Source organism: Aquicella lusitana (assembly GCF_902459475.1).
Lineage (GTDB): Bacteria > Pseudomonadota > Gammaproteobacteria > DSM-16500 > DSM-16500 > Aquicella > Aquicella lusitana.
Map to the genome: position 1 here is coordinate 1 of NZ_LR699118.1, position 20,426 is coordinate 20,426.

At 41.5% G+C, this 20,426-nt stretch carries 12 protein-coding genes and 1 pseudogene; 7 read left to right on the forward strand and 6 right to left on the reverse strand.

From position 1 onward, the window contains the following. The first annotated feature begins 524 nt into the window (after positions 1-524). The 4 genes from AQUSIP_RS12230 (at position 525) to AQUSIP_RS12245 (ending at position 2,441) form a co-directional block, all read left to right on the forward strand. Complete coding sequence (locus AQUSIP_RS12230) at positions 525-1,277, forward strand: division plane positioning ATPase MipZ (protein ID WP_114835389.1); 753 nt, start codon at positions 525-527, stop codon at positions 1,275-1,277. After that, entirely contained in the window at positions 1,278-1,580 is a 303-nt protein-coding gene (locus AQUSIP_RS12235) for a hypothetical protein (protein WP_114835388.1), read from the forward strand. Between the two features lie 163 nt (positions 1,581-1,743). Further along, positions 1,744-2,109: a type II toxin-antitoxin system RelE/ParE family toxin gene (locus AQUSIP_RS12240; RefSeq protein ID WP_114835387.1), complete on the forward strand. Its 366-nt coding sequence runs from the start codon at positions 1,744-1,746 to the stop codon at positions 2,107-2,109. A 2-nt stretch (positions 2,110-2,111) separates the two neighbouring features. Further along, positions 2,112-2,441 (forward strand): helix-turn-helix domain-containing protein, encoded by a 330-nt coding sequence (locus AQUSIP_RS12245; RefSeq protein ID WP_232058710.1) that lies wholly within the window; start codon positions 2,112-2,114, stop codon positions 2,439-2,441. 132 nt (positions 2,442-2,573) lie between these two features. Here the strand turns inward: AQUSIP_RS12245 and AQUSIP_RS12250 are convergent, their stop codons facing one another. After that, positions 2,574-2,870 carry a tyrosine-type recombinase/integrase gene (locus tag AQUSIP_RS12250; protein WP_232058711.1) on the reverse strand — a complete coding sequence of 99 codons (297 nt, stop codon included), beginning with the start codon at positions 2,868-2,870 and terminating at the stop codon, positions 2,574-2,576. Positions 2,871-2,983: 113 nt separating this feature from the next. Between AQUSIP_RS12250 and AQUSIP_RS12255 the strand changes: the two genes are divergently transcribed. After that, the gene (locus tag AQUSIP_RS12255; protein ID WP_114835384.1) at positions 2,984-4,180 is read left to right on the forward strand and encodes an IS4 family transposase; all 1,197 of its coding nucleotides are present in this window, start codon (positions 2,984-2,986) and stop codon (positions 4,178-4,180) included. On the opposite strand, the gene AQUSIP_RS12260 is transcribed toward AQUSIP_RS12255, so the two are convergent. The 4 genes from AQUSIP_RS12260 to traA all read right to left on the reverse strand — a co-directional run bounded on the left by AQUSIP_RS12260 (position 4,105) and on the right by traA (position 16,977). Beyond that, on the reverse strand, positions 4,105-4,455 hold the full coding sequence (locus AQUSIP_RS12260) for a site-specific integrase (protein WP_114835383.1): 351 nt from the start codon (positions 4,453-4,455) through the stop codon (positions 4,105-4,107). The two genes, AQUSIP_RS12255 and AQUSIP_RS12260, sit on opposite strands and share 76 nt — an antisense overlap. A 281-nt stretch (positions 4,456-4,736) precedes the next feature. Next, positions 4,737-13,343, reverse strand: a complete 8,607-nt coding sequence (locus AQUSIP_RS12265; RefSeq protein WP_148326104.1) for an MBG domain-containing protein — start codon at positions 13,341-13,343, stop codon at positions 4,737-4,739. Between the two features lie 302 nt (positions 13,344-13,645). Further along, positions 13,646-14,287 (reverse strand): hypothetical protein, encoded by a 642-nt coding sequence (locus AQUSIP_RS12270; RefSeq protein WP_114835394.1) that lies wholly within the window; start codon positions 14,285-14,287, stop codon positions 13,646-13,648. A gap of 11 nt (positions 14,288-14,298) precedes the next feature. Beyond that, the gene (gene traA / locus AQUSIP_RS12275) at positions 14,299-16,977 is read right to left on the reverse strand and encodes a Ti-type conjugative transfer relaxase TraA (protein ID WP_114835393.1); all 2,679 of its coding nucleotides are present in this window, start codon (positions 16,975-16,977) and stop codon (positions 14,299-14,301) included. Between the two features lie 234 nt (positions 16,978-17,211). Here traA and AQUSIP_RS12280 point away from each other — a divergent pair, with 234 nt between their 5' ends. Continuing rightward, on the forward strand, positions 17,212-17,478 hold the full coding sequence (locus AQUSIP_RS12280) for a mobilization protein (RefSeq protein ID WP_114835392.1): 267 nt from the start codon (positions 17,212-17,214) through the stop codon (positions 17,476-17,478). An 83-nt stretch (positions 17,479-17,561) separates the two neighbouring features. After that, positions 17,562-19,250 carry a type IV secretory system conjugative DNA transfer family protein gene (locus tag AQUSIP_RS12285; protein ID WP_170131887.1) on the forward strand — a complete coding sequence of 563 codons (1,689 nt, stop codon included), beginning with the start codon at positions 17,562-17,564 and terminating at the stop codon, positions 19,248-19,250. Positions 19,251-19,729: 479 nt separating this feature from the next. On the opposite strand, the pseudogene AQUSIP_RS12410 reads toward AQUSIP_RS12285, so the two are convergent. Continuing rightward, a pseudogene (locus AQUSIP_RS12410) lies at positions 19,730-20,426 on the reverse strand (hypothetical protein); the annotation flags it as partial.

Here is a 20,426-nt window from a genome sequence, read left to right on the forward strand (position 1 = left end):
TGTTGGTCTTCGCTTATGGTGATTGGGTGGACAGAAAAATCGAGGAGCATCTGGTACATGACCACAGCGGTTGCCTGATACTATCGCTTGTATTTGATTCGTTCGATCGTTTACACTTGAACGATCGAACATCCTATCCCTGAAATCTACACTCATGCCGGCTAAGCTCTGGGTAGTTTCGGGGATGTTCGTTTTAAGAAACATCAAAATCCCCTTCCCTATATTTCCTGTGTCTTTGAAAATAAAACTGACTCTTAGAGTGATTCCATTTTTAAAAAAAGTCAAGAATTTTACTATTCATAACTATTTGATTTTTATATTATATAAATTACTATTATATAATAATATATATTATAATATTATATAATATAAAATGCGCATTTAATTTTCCTAGAAGTAGGGTCAGAAACCTGCACTACACCGCGCCAGTTTCTGACCCTACAGAATGAAATAAATAAATTTATATAGTTTAATATAATTTAATATATTATAAGAAAAATATATTAAATTAAGAGGGATTATCTATGTCAGTAATTTTAATTGGCGGTGAAAAAGGAGGTACAGGAAAAAGTACCATAGCAACGAACTTATCTATTATGTCCTGTTTAATGGGGCATGATGTGTTATTGCTGGATACAGATAAACAAGGTTCATCTTCGAAATTTGTAAGTCATCGAAATGAAACTGGATTAAAACCAACTCCTACTTGTGTACAAATCAGAGGGAAGTATCTTCATAAGGAAATTGAAGATTTAAACAATAGATATGAAGTAATAGTTATTGATGCTGGCGGCCAAGATTCTATTGAACTTCGAGCAGCAATGGCATCACCATCTGTAACCAGACTTTATACGCCATTACAACCAAGTGAGTTTGATCTTAATACACTTGCAACAATGGACGATCTTGTCTGTACCGCCCAATCTTTCAATCATAACTTAGAAGCATTCATTATTTTTAACCAATCTCCCACTCATTCTAAAATTTATTCTCTATCAGAAGCTCAAGAATTCAGCAAGGACTATGAAAACCTCAAGATATGCAATTCAATTATTAGTCATCGCGTTCCGTTTCAATATGCTACTTCTCATTATATGTCTGTCGTGGAATTTGAACTAGACAGAATAAAATCAATGCCAGCTTGGCAAGCAAAACGTTACGTTCCAAAAGCCAGCATAGAGCTCAGCGCTTTATATGAGGAAATATTCAGCGAAAAGTTTACTGGCGAAATAACTAACTTTTTCAATGTATCAGTAGTACCAGAGGAAGTTGCATAAATGAGTAATGACCAAAAAAAACCTTCCACAATAGAAGAATTTATTGAAGGTGCGAATAAAGAAACCACCGCAAAAAAAGCAAGGCGACGTCCTTCAAAAGAAAAGTTACTGCTAATTATTGCTGGAAGAGCAAATATGGAAAGCTACGGAAAACCAAGCCTAATTTATATTAGAAAAGACATCCAAGCAGATATGGATAAATATTGCTCTGGGAGTAAGCAAAGCCTGGTGAATTACCTATTAAGACGTGGGTTAGACGATTTAATTAAAGAAGGCACACTTGTGGTGGAAGAGCAGGAATAATATATTATATAAATTTATATAATATATTATTATATAATATAATTAATAATATTAATCTATTTTTATCATATTGTTATGATAAAATAAGGAAATAATTTTCGTGAAATATAATCATTAGAAAAATAGATCACTAAGTGATATACTTATTAATGAAGGGATTAAAATGAGAGTTTTTAAATATCGCATGTTCCGTCAATGGGCAAAAAAAGAGGGAATTAGTGATAGCGCCTTAAAAAAGGCTATTGACGAGATAGAACGCGGTCTCTTTGATGCAAATTTAGGTAACGGCCTTTATAAACAGCGAGTCGCAAGAAAAGGTCAAGGCAAGCGAGGAGGGTATAGAACAATCCTCGCATTCAAAGAGAAAAATCGATCTGTGTTTATGTACGGTTATGCTAAAAATGATCAAGCTAATATTAGCGATAAGGAAGAAGAAGCTTACAAAAAATTAGCCGCATATTACTTAGAAATAACAGATAGCAAGCTAGAAACATTGATTAAAATAGGCGAGTTGTTTGAGGTAAAATGACTATGAAAACTGCAAAAAAAGTAAAACAGCCAACAATGCTTGAAGTTGCTCATGAAATGGCAAAAGGCTTATATGAAGCAAATGTCATTGATGCAACCACAATGCGCGAATTTGACACATTGTGCTTGGCACCAGTGAAAGAATTATCCGCTACAGAAATTAAAAGAATTCGAATACGAGAAAAAGTTAGTCAGCCTGTATTTGCAAAGTGCTTAAATACAAGCACATCCACTGTTAAGCAATGGGAACAAGGCGAAAAACATCCTAGAGGAACCTCTCTCAAATTACTAAATCTGGTTGCGAAAAAAGGTTTAGCCATTTTGATTGGCTAAAAATCTTTGCCGACTTTGCTCTTTTTCGGCAATCTCCTGATAAGCTAGCTCCTAAAATAAGGAGCTAAACTGTAACCGGCAGAATTAAATAGCACTATTTGAGCAGAATTTTGAGCAGAATTATTTGCACTCTCACCACTTCGATGAATACTCTTCTACTACGTGCGTATCGGTTAAGTTTAGATAGATGGCTGTGGTGGTGAGCCGATCATGCCCTAAGATTTTCTGTACTGCTGCTAACGAGATTCCTTTTTGCAGGGCGAGCGTGGCAAAAGTGTGGCGAAGAATATGAGGCGTAACAACCTGGCTTAAACGCGCCCTATTAGCGACTTCTTTAACGATTTTTTGTACCTGCCTAGAACCAATCGGCCATTGATTGTTGATCGCAAAATAATGTTCAAGAAGGGTTTGAACCTGAACGATCCCCACAATTTTCTGGTTGAATTCACAAAAAAACAAAAGGTTATAAATAATTTGTAATTGACGTGCATTAAAATTTCCTATTTTCTATTCGTCGCCAAACTTACAGAAAGGGAAATCTAATGCACGCGAGCAAATTATTACATGATTTATTAGATGATGCATGTCAATCGATTGATAAACGCCTCAGAAAAACATTATTTTTAGCCGCTGAAACATTAATAAGCAGTAAGCAATTAGCCATTGTAAGCTTGGGAAGATCGCTGAATTGCCCTGCCAAAGTGAAGCATAATATAAAACGTATTGACAGATTATTTGGTAACGAGGCGTTACATGCTAATAGAAACGCAATTTATCACGGGATAAGTAAACATCTATTAAAAAATAACCTTAGACCAGTCATTATCGTTGATTGGTCAGGGCTAACCCGCTGCGGTGCATACTATTTTTTACGTGCTGCCATAGCGATAAACGGTAGGACATTAACGCTGTTTGATCAAGCATATCCACTGCAAGAATATATGAAAGAAAAAACACATCGAGAATTTTTAGCGAGTTTAAAGAAATTATTACCTGAAAATTGTAAACCGATCATTATTACAGATGCAGGATTTCAAAATACTTGGTTCCAGGCAGTAACTTCTTTAGGTTGGGATTTTGTTGGGCGTGTCAGAAATAAAACTCATTATTGCGAGATGAACAATCATTTGTGGCTCCCAATAAAAACTTTATACGATAAAGCGACCCATAAGGCATCTTATATAGGCAAAGTAAAGCTAGCAAAATCTCGACCTGTTTTATGTCATTTTTATTTATTAAAACAAAAGAAAAAATATCGAGTAAAGCGCAATTTAGCTGGTAAAAAAGCTCAATGTTCCTCTAGTAAAAAGCATGAGAATAGGGAAAATGAACCCTGGTTAATTGCTACGTCGTTATCTCCAAGAGAAGTTAAGCCAACTGATATAATGGTGTTATATAAGAAGCGAATGCAAATTGAAGAAGCATTTCGTGATTTAAAAAATTCACGCAATGGATTTAGCTTACGCCAATGTCGAAGCTTTCGTGTTGCTCGATTGAATATTGCTTTGTTAATAGCTACATTAGCTACGTTAGTTCTGTGGCTGTTTGGTATCGCTGCAAAAAAACAAAATTTGCATTATTCATTTCAAACAAATACAGAAAAACGTTCAAATGTATTGTCAAACATCTTTATTGGATGGCAGGCACTCATACGCGGTGAGGCTCAATTTGGTAAGGTAGAGCTAAAAAATTCCCTCGATATAGTGAGTTCGTCAGCTATCTGGAGGGCAGGTTTATGAAAATTGTGGGGATCGTTCAGGGTTTGAACCCGTTTAGACATTGGAACAATCCGCTTCTTAGATTTTTTACCATGTGGACCACCCTTCCCATTAATGCGCAAAGACTTCTGTTGCCAAAGAATATGTTGTGGCGTCAGGCTGCATAATTCCGACACACGAAGCCCAGTGTCCAACAATGTCCAGATAATGAGTTTTTCTTGAAGTGTTTCACAAGTCTGACAAAGTTGATCGGCTTCCTCACTCCTAAGCGGCTCTCGTACATATTGGTATGCCATAGTGATTACTCGCTATTGATTTCAGTTCGCAATTAGTTGCAATTTGCGAAGTTTATTCGCTATTATTTCATTCATATATTAAACGCTGTTGTAGCGAGTAACACAATAAATTATTGGGCTTATTTATTAAAAACGATGATAGAAAATGTTAATGCATATTATGTCTAAAAGTCGCCTTATTAAGTGGAAAGCGAACTAATGGATAAGCCCAGTTATAGGTAAATCCCTTTCACTTAATGATCTTACAGACCAACAAGGGTGCAATTAGCACTCAATCGCTCTCATCTTATAGAACCTTTTATTAATAGGTTGTCACAAATAGTTATATCAGGACTTACCATTACACATGAATCAGATATGCGCTTTATATTGAAAAGACTTGGCGTTGAGTAATCTAACATCTCATAGAACATTCTATTTTGAGTATTTGATTCAAAACCAAATGACATAAAATCAATTGGAAATACAATTTGAAACGGTGCAAGTTCAGATGAAACGATAGGTGGTACAGGTGGAATAGGCGGATTTGGTGGTATTGGAGGTAGTGATAAAATATCCGCTGTGAGGCCTGTTGGCTGCACTAAGCTATAGTTACTTGCTGATGATCCAGATAATCCAAGGTTAACAACAGCTACTGGAATATTATTCCCTACATTGGCAGTCGCAAAGTTTGCATTGTAGAAATTAGGATTAATTTGGACTTGATCTGCAAAGAGCACTCCCGAAAGCATAGCTGAAGCGAAATTAAGTGTTGCAATTGTAGTACCGTCGAATAATTTATTATTTGCGATAATTCCGGATGAGGTTAGCAATTTAGGGGTAATGGTTAATTGCCCGTTGACATAACTGATGGTGTAATCACTTGGTGTAAAGGTACCGCCTGTTGCATTGGATGCTGTGATGGCATAGGGACTACCAGATACATGGGCCGTTGCAGGTGCACCAGCACTTGCTAAACTAATACTCCCTACGGTCTCACCATTCTGTAAACCACTTGAAGTAAATTCAGTCCCATTAAAGGTGAAGGTTTGACCGTAAGTCTTCGTTTGATCATTGGCTGTGATGGTCAATGATGCTGGGGTAATGGTTAATTGCCCGTTGACATAACTGATGGTGTAATCACTTGGTGTAAAGGTACCGCCTGTTGCATTGGATGCTGTGATGGCATAGGGACTACCAGATACATGGGCCGTTGCAGGTGCACCAGCACTTGCTAAACTAATACTCCCTACGGTCTCACCATTCTGTAAACCACTTGAAGTAAATTCAGTCCCATTAAAGGTGAAGGTTTGACCGTAAGTCTTCGTTTGATCATTGGCTGTGATGGTCAATGATGCTGGGGTAATGGTTAATTGCCCGTTGACATAACTGATGGTGTAATCACTTGGTGTAAAGGTACCGCCTGTTGCATTGGATGCTGTGATGGCATAGGGACTACCAGATACATGGGCCGTTGCAGGTGCACCAGCACTTGCTAAACTAATACTCCCTACGGTCTCACCATTCTGTAAACCACTTGAAGTAAATTCAGTCCCATTAAAGGTGAAGGTTTGACCGTAAGTCTTCGTTTGATCATTGGCTGTGATGGTCAATGATGCTGGGGTAATGGTTAATTGCCCGTTGACATAACTGATGGTGTAATCACTTGGTGTAAAGGTACCGCCTGTTGCATTGGATGCTGTGATGGCATAGGGACTACCAGATACATGGGCCGTTGCAGGTGCACCAGCACTTGCTAAACTAATACTCCCTACGGTCTCACCATTCTGTAAACCACTTGAAGTAAATTCAGTCCCATTAAAGGTGAAGGTTTGACCGTAAGTCTTCGTTTGATCATTGGCTGTGATGGTCAATGATGCTGGGGTAATGGTTAATTGCCCGTTGACATAACTGATGGTGTAATCACTTGGTGTAAAGGTACCGCCTGTTGCATTGGATGCTGTGATGGCATAGGGACTACCAGATACATGGGCCGTTGCAGGTGCACCAGCACTTGCTAAACTAATACTCCCTACGGTCTCACCATTCTGTAAACCACTTGAAGTAAATTCAGTCCCATTAAAGGTGAAGGTTTGACCGTAAGTCTTCGTTTGATCATTGGCTGTGATGGTCAATGATGCTGGGGTAATGGTTAATTGCCCGTTGACATAACTGATGGTGTAATCACTTGGTGTAAAGGTACCGCCTGTTGCATTGGATGCTGTGATGGCATAGGGACTACCAGATACATGGGCCGTTGCAGGTGCACCAGCACTTGCTAAACTAATACTCCCTACGGTCTCACCATTCTGTAAACCACTTGAAGTAAATTCAGTCCCATTAAAGGTGAAGGTTTGACCGTAAGTCTTCGTTTGATCATTGGCTGTGATGGTCAATGATGCTGGGGTAATGGTTAATTGCCCGTTGACATAACTGATGGTGTAATCACTTGGTGTAAAGGTACCGCCTGTTGCATTGGATGCTGTGATGGCATAGGGACTACCAGATACATGGGCCGTTGCAGGTGCACCAGCACTTGCTAAACTAATACTCCCTACGGTCTCACCATTCTGTAAACCACTTGAAGTAAATTCAGTCCCATTAAAGGTGAAGGTTTGACCGTAAGTCTTCGTTTGATCATTGGCTGTGATGGTCAATGATGCTGGGGTAATGGTTAATTGCCCGTTGACATAACTGATGGTGTAATCACTTGGTGTAAAGGTACCGCCTGTTGCATTGGATGCTGTGATGGCATAGGGACTACCAGATACATGGGCCGTTGCAGGTGCACCAGCACTTGCTAAACTAATACTCCCTACGGTCTCACCATTCTGTAAACCACTTGAAGTAAATTCAGTCCCATTAAAGGTGAAGGTTTGACCGTAAGTCTTCGTTTGATCATTGGCTGTGATGGTCAATGATGCTGGGGTAATGGTTAATTGCCCGTTGACATAACTGATGGTGTAATCACTTGGTGTAAAGGTACCGCCTGTTGCATTGGATGCTGTGATGGCATAGGGACTACCAGATACATGGGCCGTTGCAGGTGCACCAGCACTTGCTAAACTAATACTCCCTACGGTCTCACCATTCTGTAAACCACTTGAAGTAAATTCAGTCCCATTAAAGGTGAAGGTTTGACCGTAAGTCTTCGTTTGATCATTGGCTGTGATGGTCAATGATGCTGGGGTAATGGTTAATTGCCCGTTGACATAACTGATGGTGTAATCACTTGGTGTAAAGGTACCGCCTGTTGCATTGGATGCTGTGATGGCATAGGGACTACCAGATACATGGGCCGTTGCAGGTGCACCAGCACTTGCTAAACTAATACTCCCTACGGTCTCACCATTCTGTAAACCACTTGAAGTAAATTCAGTCCCATTAAAGGTGAAGGTTTGACCGTAAGTCTTCGTTTGATCATTGGCTGTGATGGTCAATGATGCTGGGGTAATGGTTAATTGCCCGTTGACATAACTGATGGTGTAATCACTTGGTGTAAAGGTACCGCCTGTTGCATTGGATGCTGTGATGGCATAGGGACTACCAGATACATGGGCCGTTGCAGGTGCACCAGCACTTGCTAAACTAATACTCCCTACGGTCTCACCATTCTGTAAACCACTTGAAGTAAATTCAGTCCCATTAAAGGTGAAGGTTTGACCGTAAGTCTTCGTTTGATCATTGGCTGTGATGGTCAATGATGCTGGGGTAATGGTTAATTGCCCGTTGACATAACTGATGGTGTAATCACTTGGTGTAAAGGTACCGCCTGTTGCATTGGATGCTGTGATGGCATAGGGACTACCAGATACATGGGCCGTTGCAGGTGCACCAGCACTTGCTAAACTAATACTCCCTACGGTCTCACCATTCTGTAAACCACTTGAAGTAAATTCAGTCCCATTAAAGGTGAAGGTTTGACCGTAAGTCTTCGTTTGATCATTGGCTGTGATGGTCAATGATGCTGGGGTAATGGTTAATTGCCCGTTGACATAACTGATGGTGTAATCACTTGGTGTAAAGGTACCGCCTGTTGCATTGGATGCTGTGATGGCATAGGGACTACCAGATACATGGGCCGTTGCAGGTGCACCAGCACTTGCTAAACTAATACTCCCTACGGTCTCACCATTCTGTAAACCACTTGAAGTAAATTCAGTCCCATTAAAGGTGAAGGTTTGACCGTAAGTCTTCGTTTGATCATTGGCTGTGATGGTCAATGATGCTGGGGTAATGGTTAATTGCCCGTTGACATAACTGATGGTGTAATCACTTGGTGTAAAGGTACCGCCTGTTGCATTGGATGCTGTGATGGCATAGGGACTACCAGATACATGGGCCGTTGCAGGTGCACCAGCACTTGCTAAACTAATACTCCCTACGGTCTCACCATTCTGTAAACCACTTGAAGTAAATTCAGTCCCATTAAAGGTGAAGGTTTGACCGTAAGTCTTCGTTTGATCATTGGCTGTGATGGTCAATGATGCTGGGGTAATGGTTAATTGCCCGTTGACATAACTGATGGTGTAATCACTTGGTGTAAAGGTACCGCCTGTTGCATTGGATGCTGTGATGGCATAGGGACTACCAGATACATGGGCCGTTGCAGGTGCACCAGCACTTGCTAAACTAATACTCCCTACGGTCTCACCATTCTGTAAACCACTTGAAGTAAATTCAGTCCCATTAAAGGTGAAGGTTTGACCGTAAGTCTTCGTTTGATCATTGGCTGTGATGGTCAATGATGCTGGGGTAATGACGCCAATATTTGCATTCGCTGTTGTGCTACTTAATTGATATCCATAAACGGTAGCGCTACCGTTGGTTGCATTTGCGGATATACCAGTAACAGCGACGTTTTTATTGGTGCCTACATGTTTGGTATCGTAATTTGCAGTTGTTTGGCTAAAGGTGACTGTATCGCCATCAATAATACCGGTTGCACTATAGTTGCTATTGGTGACGGGAGCAGTCGTTGTGCCATCATATACTTTGCTAACCGTGCCCGTGAGTGAAGGAGTAATCACCGGCGCAATGATATAAAGAAACCCATTACCACTTCCTAATACGGTACTGGAACCAAAAATCGCATTGTATTGTTTAAAATTGTAAGCAAGACCGCCACGATTATCATTTGCAGGATTGCCAGACCAAACAAGAAATCTTCCAACTCCTGGATTAAGAGCAGAGGAACCCGCATTGTTTGTAAATGTTTGTGCGGCTAAAACAATAGCATCCCCACTTACATTTGCGGTCACGGGTGCATTCAAGACGATACCATTACTGGTTGAACGCAGTGTAACCCCACCTGGTGCTGTAATGCCATTTACTGTGCTTATATCATCAGTCAAACTTGCAACAGTTAATGTACTGCTTGCAGTCAGCTGTAAAGAACCCGTTAATGTTGCTGCTAAATTGGAAAAGATGTTACTCGTATTAGTAAGTGAAACGTTATTAGAATCTCGTAATAATAAACTTCTTGACCCTAAATTAATCGGTGCCAACGCAGTTTGTGTAATGGTGGCAGCCGAATCTAAAGTAAGTAAACTTGTTGCAAACGTGGCAGCTGGCGTCCAAGTGGTGCTGGCTGTGCCTATCGTAATTGTTCCCGTGTTGCTATTACCAATTCGTACATTCGTCGCACGAATTCTATCGAGTGCGGCACTTGAAAGCGCCAAACTACCCGCACCACCTGCAACACCAATTGTTCTTCCCGCCGTATTAGGTTGTACAATGACTGATTGCGCACTGCCTGTGCCAGCACCAGTACCACCCACTTGTGATGTGGCATTAAATGCTACGTTATCAGCGGTTAAATTAATGGTTCCAGCGGTTCCACCCGCATTGCCTGATAGCAATAACGAGCTCGCATTAAGTGTTAGTGTTCCAGTTCCTGCATTGATGGCAATGTTTCCTGTGCCTGTGCTGATATTGGTACTAGCTGCTTTAGTAAACCCAACACCTGTTAAAGACACTGATTTATTTGACGTCGTAATATTGGCATTTGAGGAGATTAAGCCACCCGCATTAGCGACAAGGCTTGAACCATTGGTTGTAAGAGTAAGCGCACCCGCCTGTGTTATCGCACCACCTGTTATCAATGAAAGCACGCCATTACTAGCAAAAGTTGAAACTGGTGTCCAAGCATTGATGGTCATTAACCCAGAAGTGTTATTACCAATTTGCACATTGTTTGCAAAAATACGCGCAGTATTAAGTTCTGCAAGTGAAAGATTAAAGTTACCTGCTCCTCCTGCCAGACCAATCGTTCTACCTGCGGTTGTTGGTTGAAGCGTGATTGAACTAGCAAGCGTTGCTGGCGTAGCGGTGTAGGTCGTTCCACCAATCTGTGAAGGCGTGCCGCTTGTATTTATTGCAATGTTATCAGCTGTTATATTAATTTGCCCGGAAGTTAACAGTGCTGAGTTTGCAGTCATTGTTAATGTGCCAGTCCCAGCATCTAAAGTAAGATTTCCTGAGCCGGCATCAAAAGTCGTGCCTGTATTTTGCGTGATACCAACGCCTTGTAACGTAACATTACCGCCACTTGTTGTTGAACTACCGATAATGGTTAACAAGCCTGAAGAAGTAATAACATTCGTACTGCCAGCAGCAAATGTCGAAGCGCCCAAAGGAAGATTACCCGTATTTGAAACAAAGACACCGCCTGTTCCACCGGTTAGCGTTAAGGTTCCTGTCGTAGTCGTCCTTATCGGGGCACCACTCGTTCCAATGCTACTATTACTTGCGGTAGGAACAGATAAAGTTACTCCTCCTCCGCCTGAGCTAATGCTGCTATTGGTCCCAGTTTGTGTAATGGACCCACCGGTTGTATTGCCTCCTGTATTGGTTGCAATGGTAATCAGTGATCCGCCGGATGATAGAATGGTTCCTGAGCTCGTATCAAAAGATACACCACCGGTACCGCCGCTTGCTGCATTAACATTAATTGTAATCGTTCTGTTATTGGCAGAAATAGAACTGCCAGCATTAAACGTTACGCCGCTTGACCCGCCAGAAGTATTTGCATTAATGGTCGTATTGCCAGTTAATAGCGTGGTACCAATAGGCCCATTAAAAATAATCCCATTAGGTGAGGTAATATTAAGTGTGCTTCCTCTTGTTATTTCATAAAGCGTGATACTGCCTGGTGTAAATACGCCAGTTTGTGAACCAATTGTTAAGGAGATAGGGACATTTCCCGCTGGATTTAAAACAGTCCCCAGAGCCATGGTGATATTACCTGCACCAGCATCTCTAAATGTTGAGTTAGCATTACTATCATTCGCAATCATCGTAATGGCATCATTAGTAGTGGAAATACTAGCGTTAATGAGAATGCTGCGGCCTGCATTTACTGTTAATGCATTAGCCATACTGACGATAGGGTCATTAAAAATGACATCCGTATTTGCCTGTAAAGTAACAGCGGTTCCGGATAATTGGATACTTGCAGGGGTAATCGTATTTGTTCCACTGGGATTATTTGCGAATAGATTATTCGACCCAGCACTATAAGCGCTACCGCCAGATGTTTGTACAATTAAAAATTTTGGATCGAGTAAAAGGGTGCCAATATTGCCATTGGGTGCTGTCGTATATACACGACCATCAAAATCAAGACTTTCTTTACCTGATACTTCAACAAATCCACCATCGCCACTTAAAGCACCGCCACGTGCATAAATATTGCCATAAAATCTAGTATCATTATCCGCCCATACAACCACCTTACCACCATCGCCGTTAGTCAATGCATCCGCATAAATACTACTGTCGCTACCAACAAAGGTACGCTCTGCATTCTTTATTGCTAAATTCTTACCTTGATAATCGCCACCAATTAATACTTCACCACCACCCCTATCACCAGATACATCAATAGTGGCTTTATCTGTCATAGCCACTTTGTTGCCGAGAACTTTAACTTTTCCGCCTTTTTCTCCAGAATTCTTACCTGATGCAATGATTTTTCCTGAAACTTTTACAATGCCTTGACCTTCGCCCAGTAAAATAATTTCACCATTTTTCACACCGACTGATTTTGCTTGAGCTATACCTGACATATTAATGGCGTTATCTAAAACCTGTCCTGCTGTACGCGCAGTCATTAATACTTTTCCGCCATTAGCAATAATGGTCCCTGTGTTTTTCACCCCATCAGAAAGAGGATTACCATTTTGGTCACGTGCCGGCTTTAGAACTTCTCGATCCACGGTAAAACTAATAAGATCATTACCAGAGAAATTAATAGTAAATTCACTTCCTGCAGCCAAAATAACAGTGCCTAAGTTCGCTTCGATATGGCCATTATTCACAACACCTGAACCAACGAGTGCAACTAAACCCGCTTCTGCTGTTTTAATAATGCCGTCATTGATAACAGCGCCATTCCAATCAGGAGATTGCTTAAAAAAATAACGGCCAGCCATAAAATCTTGATCACTGATACTGGCCGTTGTGGCAAGTAAACCCGCAACGTTAACGTAAGCGGATGGACCAAACCATATTCCGGCAGGATTCACTAACCACACTTGTCCATTTGCGGTTAGCTTGCCAAAAATTTGGGATGGGCCACTATTAGGGTTGATGCGATTGAGCGCAATAGAAGATGAATTGGGTTGTTGGTAATGAACGTGCTCTTGAGAAGCAATATTATAAGACTGCCAATTAATAATCGCCTTGTTGGTTGATTGATTAATCTGCATTGTTCCTGCCGATGGAGTTGAAATTGTGGCACCACCTCCTGCCACCACACCACCTTGAGGATTTCCAAAACCTATTTGTGGAATAACTAACAAAGTACCAATCAACACCGCAAGTAAACTATGTACTACTTGTGAAAACCCTTTTTCTAATAGGTTTACTCTCCTCTTAATACTTCTAGAGACTCGCTCTTTTGCCACATATCACCGCCTTTGTTTTTAACTCATTGTTTGTTTTTTTATTATTTTTTGATAAAAAATTAATCACTCTATAAAGTATAGTTCATATTTTTGATATAGGGGGGGGGGTAAGTTATTGTTTTTCTAATAAATTTTTCTTGATTTGGTTTTATTTCTGAAAAACACTAGGGCAAGCATGGTTTAAGTCAGTACATAGTAATTTCATAGAGTAAATAAAGACTGTGTTATTTTTACAGTGGTAAGGCCAATCATCTAAGATAGTTAAACTGAAGTAGCCGCTGCGCTTCTGCCTATTTCATATATCACTCGTGGGTAGAATAATCCTTCTTCATATCCTCTGACAGTTTTTCATGATTCTTTGCCTTACCTTTAGCAACATCAAAAAGCCACTGCTTTTGTCGAGTAGATAGCTTAGACAATATTAATTGAAATGCTTCGCCAGACTCATACGTGTCAAGCTGCTGCGCTGTCAAAGGCATGACAGGGGTTGGCATAAGAAGTTTCACAATCAGCAAACTGGTGAGAATGGTGGTCAATGCTGCTACGCCGATTGTAACCCATTTATACTGTGACAATTCACGGTAATAGCCAACCAAATTATCTCTCGCTTCATCCGATGCCTCTTCTAGTTTTTTAACTGTCGGCGCAATTTGCTTTCTCGCAGCTTCCCCTATTGTTTGACCGAGATAAACGGCCATATTTTCAGCTTCGGTGCGCATGCTGGTATGAATATCATTCCTGACTCTTTCTTCAAGAGTTGCAAATTTATTAACTTGTTGCGCAAATTCTTTAATAAATTTAGCAAGATCAGCACTTTGCTTGGCAGTGACCTGACGGTCTTCTGACCAACGCTCATATAAATTCACAAACTGAAATAAAATTGCCTCAAGATGCTCTTCTGGCGTTAACGATTCTTCTTGTTCTACCTGAGAGTTTTTTGTCATATTTATTTGCCTTATCGTTCTAATTCCAAACCACGGTCACGCTGAAACTCTCTTGCTTGTTTATCGATTTGTTTCTCCATTGGCGCATGGTGCTCACGCACATACTGCATGACATCTTTTTGGCGTGAAATTTTATCAGCCAATTTTTCAAGATGGTCTTGCGCCATGCGGCTAGTACGCCCACCTTTATCAACAATTGCCTCCAGCCGTTTAAATTCATTCACCAGCGACAAGGCTTTTTTCTCATGTTCCGGCATGACCTCACTGCGCAATGCACTGGCACGCTCAGGATTCTTCGCCTCAAACTGGCGTTTAAATTCACTCAAATCAGGACGCTGCTTCGTTCCTGATAAAGAATCAACGCTCCTATCAAGATCAATGCCACGCTTGGCCTTGGTTGCTTCCGTGAACTCCTTGAGCTTGGCTTGTCGCATCAAGCGCTCTTCATCCCGCGTCAATGGCTTTATTTCATCCATAACGCGAGTAACCGGTTCCTGCCGCCGGTCTCGGCTATTCAAATAATCAAGCGTGACATCTTTGGTACGTTCGCGGCTTAACGTCTTAACCAAATCATCCTTATTCAAAAAGACATCACGGCCATAAAACAAATCGGCACTCTCACGATGGCGGCTCATGGCCACATAGGTAGAATGGGCATCCAGGTATTTAGAGGCCAGCACATAACTCCTATCTACCGTCACCCCTTGTGCTTTATGGATGGTCGCCGCATAGCCATAATCAAGCTGGTTATACCGCTCCATCGTCACAGTTACTCTGCGGTCAACATTGGTTCGCCCATCTCCATCAAGACGAACGGTGATCGCCCCGTCCTTGATGGCCTCAATCGTGCCCAACGTACCGTTCATCACACCGAGTGACTTGTCGTTCTTTAAGAAATAAACACGGTCACGCTCGGCAAATGCCCGCTCTCCACGCTCAGTCTGAAACAGTACATCTTTGCCAAGCTCACCCTGCTTGTGACGTAAACCACGCGCTATTTGGTTCAGTTCCAGCACATCATCACGGTTATAAGCCAACATGATTTGTGTTTTATCAGTATTACTGAGCCTTGCATCATTCCATACTTCGGTGAGTGCTACTTTGGCCACAGCCTTCGTTTCAAAATCGTGAACATGGAAATGCTGGTCATATCGATTGATCGCATCAGTGGTCTTACCAGTCGCCAATTCTTTGGTCGCATCCTGCTGCCATTTTTCACTCTGGCGCCTGATATCGGTCAGTTCCACATAATGCACTTGTTCTGCTATCGCCCTAAATGCTGCCCCTGCTTCAATCGCCTGCAATTGTTGCGGGTCGCCCACCAATACCACCTTTGCACCGCCGCGAGAGGCCTCTTCCATCAAGCGAGCCATCTGGCGAGAGGAGAGCATCCCCGCTTCATCCACAACCAATACGTCCTTTTTCGTCAAAAGCTGCTCACCTTTGTCCCAATAATAACAACGGCTAGCAAACGTCCTGCTATCAATGCCACTGCTCCCCTCAAGGTTTTCCGCTGCAATACCTGATAGAGTCACCCCATGCACCGCGTAGCCTTCTTTCTCCCACGCATCTTTTGCAGCGCCCAACAAGTAGCTTTTGCCCGTACCAGCAAACCCCACTACGCATTTTAAATCTCCCCCACCCACCAAATGATCGAATGCGGTTTTCTGTTCTACAGTGAGCGATTTTTGAGAAAGTGCTTTTTCTTGGTGAGTATCACTGACAACATGAGAATCGGATTTCGATAGGTTAACGGCACGTTCCATCATCTTGCTTTCAAGCGATAACATTTCATTAGTAGTAAAGCGTTCTCGGTCTTTTTCATCTATCCCTAACCTGACAAGGGATTCATGTGACTTTACTTTTTCATATACAAGTGAGAATTGTTCAGCATCCACTGTATGGCGATGCACAAACCGCGCAATGTCTTGGTGAGTAAACGTGGATTGCTGACGGGTGATTGCATTTAATGCAACGGAAGGGTCTGCCAAAAGCTTATCGCCATTTTCACGTGCAATACGTTGGTGGTCTTCCATCCTGACCAGCCTATCACGCGCGACCGTTGCACCGATTTTATGTTGAGGCTCAAGAGCTATCCCCTGTTCTCCCAATGTACGATGATCAATTCGCAAATCATGGCCATGCAAGGCAAGGTGTTTATTAGCGACCTCTGCCCATTCCTCACGCCAATTTAGTAACATCGCCTTATCGTTCCATGCCCTCACCTTTTGTCCAAATCCATCTTGCGTGACTTCTCGCATCGTCAACATGACATGCGCATGGGGATGAAATTGGCCATCATGCTGCTTGTCATTATGAATACAAAAATCAGCGACCATACCTTTCCTGACAAACGCTTCTTTAACGAAATCTTTGGCAAGCGCAATGTTTTGTTCTAAGGTGAGTTCGCGTGGCAATGCAAAATTAAATTCCCTTGCAAGCTGTGCATCTTTCCGTTTTTCGTGTGATTCAACCGCATTCCACAATTTTTCACGATCAGCCATCCATGCTGGCGCATTTTCTGGTAGGAGTATTTCAGTACTAGAAACGTCTTGTTTATGGGTGTAATCATGCTCTCTATCATATTTTTCATCATGCAACTTTTCAGCAGAACGATATGCAGCACAAGCAACGGCACTTCGCCCTTGTGATCGTGATATGACTGTTCCGCTAAAATGATAGATCGCCATGTTAGTTTTTAAACTTCCGTTTTAAAAGTAAATTTTTACGAAATCTTTCATGATTAGATGCACTCTACCAAAGCGAACGTTGCGAAGCAACGTATAAGCGCGCACTTCAACCGTCAGTGGGGCTTCAAATGAGCTCGCTATCGCTCGCAATTATTCTATATCATTACACTGGATTTTCTATTTCAACGGTGTATCATTCGCATTAGCCATAAATAAAAGATGACAAGGAATTGAATGATGTCCAAGCAATCTAAACAAGCGCTGGAAAAACTCAAAGAGCAACGTGACAAGTTAAATGCTCGTATTCAACAGAAAGAAGCACGCCTTAAATCATCTGAGAGAAAAATTGATACACGAAAGAAAATCCTTATTGGTTCTTATTTTCTTGATAACGCCATCAAAGAAAACAAATTGGATGAAATTAAGTCATTAATGGATAAATATCTGAAACGCAATTCAGACCGTTCTTTATTTGATCTTGAACTACTTCCAGATAATTAATTCTACTCATGGAAGAAGTGCTTTCCGAATTAAGAAAATGTAGAGAGATATCATCTCCTATTATCAGAGGTGATATTCCTGTCGTGAAACACCAACGATACCCTAAAGCTGAAAATATATTTTTTAGCATCCTGATTTTTATTGTCTCTTTTGTTTTTGGATGTATATTTTTCTGTCTTATATTGGGATGGATTGGTCTCTTTTTTGGTCTCACGCTATCTATCAGTTTGGTATGTCTCTATCTCTATTGGCCTTGCTTTATCATTTGGAAAATAAAACGTGATACTGGCAAAAAACCCAGTGAAAAAATTTTAGAACAGTTCGACGAGCGTTATGACTGGCTAAAAAAGAAGATCATTGAAAAAGGACTCGTTGAAATAGACAAGTTTGAGGAAATAAACGATAAGCAAATCGTGATTAAAACACAAATAACAACCGGATTTAGTTTATGGCTGGGTAAATCAACAGGGTTGCTATCTACACTTTGGCACCGAGCAGGAATGGCAGCCAACCAACAAGTAGCACTGACGCTGGAAGACGCTTGTCAAAATGTCTTGGTATTAGGTGGTATTGGTTCAGGGAAAACCACTTGCGTCATGCAACCCCTTCTCTTGCAATGCCTAGACCAGCATTGCGGTGGCCTTATCTTTGATATCAAAGGCGATGTGAAAGAAGCCGTCAGTCAATTTGCAGCAGCAACCAATCGTAATCTCGTGATATTAGGGCCACATCATAGGCGAATGAACTTAATTGAAGGACTCACACCAGAAGTAGCCGCTTCGTTTTTAAAATCGGCTTTTCTGTTGGGGAACAAAGGCAACGTTGATTCATTCTGGGTGGACACCGCGAGCGAACTTTGTCGCAATACATTAGGAATGCTTTCCTTTCTGCCTAAGCGCTATGATTTGCAAAGCTTACACCAATATTTGTTTGAACTAGATTCGCAAGAAACTATCAACAACGAGATTGATGCCTTACTCCCCATTCTCCCAGAAAAAAAAGCACGGTTGTTAAAAACCTACTGTAACTATCATGACCTCATCTTTTCGCATTTTGATGCCAAGATCAAAAGCGGGGTCAATGCAACCATTGCACAGGCTTTAGCACCATTCAATCATCCTGATCTTCTCGATGCTTTTTGTTCTAGCCATAGCGAACCCGCTAAAATGGAAGATATTTTAAATGGGTGCGTTTACCTTGTTGATATGCCCCTTTCCATCTGGGGACTAGGTGGTAAAGTCGCCTATACTTTCATCAAGCTGCGTTTCTTTAACCTCATGCAAAACAGGAACCAGCACCCGACCCAAAACAAAAACAACCCCGTATTTTTTATGTGTGATGAATACCAAGAGATTGTGAGTGCTAACCGTGACGGCCTATCAGATTTAAACTTTTGGGACAAATCAAGAAGCAGCAAGACCATTGGTATTATTTCATCACAATCAATAGCAAGCTTCTACGCTGCCCTTGGCAGCCATGACCTTGCCCACGCCCTCTTGCAGAACTTCCGGCAAAAACTTTGCTTGCGGACAGAAGACCCAGTAACACTGGATTTCATGGAACGATTGGTAGGAAGAGCGAGAGTAAAAAAAGTTTCAGATAGCCTTGGAAACCAGAATCATACAAAAACCATCACGGAATCACGCGAAGGCGTAATCGATGCACAACTGTTCAGGGAATTACATCCGGGACAAGCTGTAACGATTCTCTCGTTATCAGGTCATAGTATGGATGACATTGTTAATCTAAAACCGGTATATTTGAATAATTAATTTTCATTAAATAATAATTTGATATTTTTGTAGTCTATATAACTGGCAAAACCTTTGATGATTTAGATAAATTCTAAAAGAACCGCATATCTCTTTTGGATGACGCTTTTGCTTTTAAGGGAGGAGCGTTTGTTCAAGAGAAGAATAAAGTACTCCATAAGAAGAATATAAAAATCTCGTCGCGAAGCGACTCCGATTAGGCTCTTTAGCTTTTAGTTTTTAATAGTATAGTTTTAGTATTCAGAAGGAACACTTATTTCACCACCAACAGCACACTTATTTTGAGACCCTCACCAACTTGGGCAAAGTTATCCACAGAATCTGTGCATAAGGCTGTGGGAATGGGGTAGTTTAACAAGAAAATACAAACAACAGTCGCCTACTCAACACAAAAATAAATTTCAGGCAAAAGGCCGCTCTACCCTTTGAGCATTTTTGGAGATTCTTTTCCGCAGAACATGTGTTTAAACGACAGGAAGCTATTCTATTTGCCGCTGTAGTTCTTTGAGGTAATCACTAGGGGAACGGCTGGAGTCAGCCCGATGAAGCGCTAGCGCTTGGCTAATGAGGTTTTGATCAATAGCTGCACCCTGCTTAAGTGGCACCTGGCCGGAGCTTCCGTACCTTAGGGGCTGCTTTTGCCTGTTCGGTGTGATGATATTGCCGCTAAAAGACGTGACTGCCTGTATGATGCCTTTTAGTTTCTTGAGGCCACTCTTGGCCTGTGCTTTTTCCTCTTTCTTTCGCTTCCAGTCTCGTGCAAAAAATAGCTTCTGCACATCCAGACCAAGATCAATAAAAAACTGAACAGAAATTTCACGGATAGATGGCTCTCCATCAAATGTACCGTCCTCTTTTTTCTTATATTGGCGAGTAATTTTAATATAGCCCGCTTCCGCTAATGCAGTGATAGCGCGCTTGGAACGGCTAAGACTAAGCCCTGCCTTTTCAGCCATGTATTCCAGATCAAGATGGACAAATTTATTGTGGCTAACGTAAAAACCGATCCGCAAGGTAGAAAGCTCAAGATAATGCAATAGTACTTGAGAAACAGCCGCAATCGCTTCTCGGCGCTCGCTACGGACTTGGCGCCCATTATCATGCGAAGTAGCAAGCCTACCTAAAAACTTCTTAGCCTTACGGTAAACAACTTCCCACGCATCAATCGCACGATCA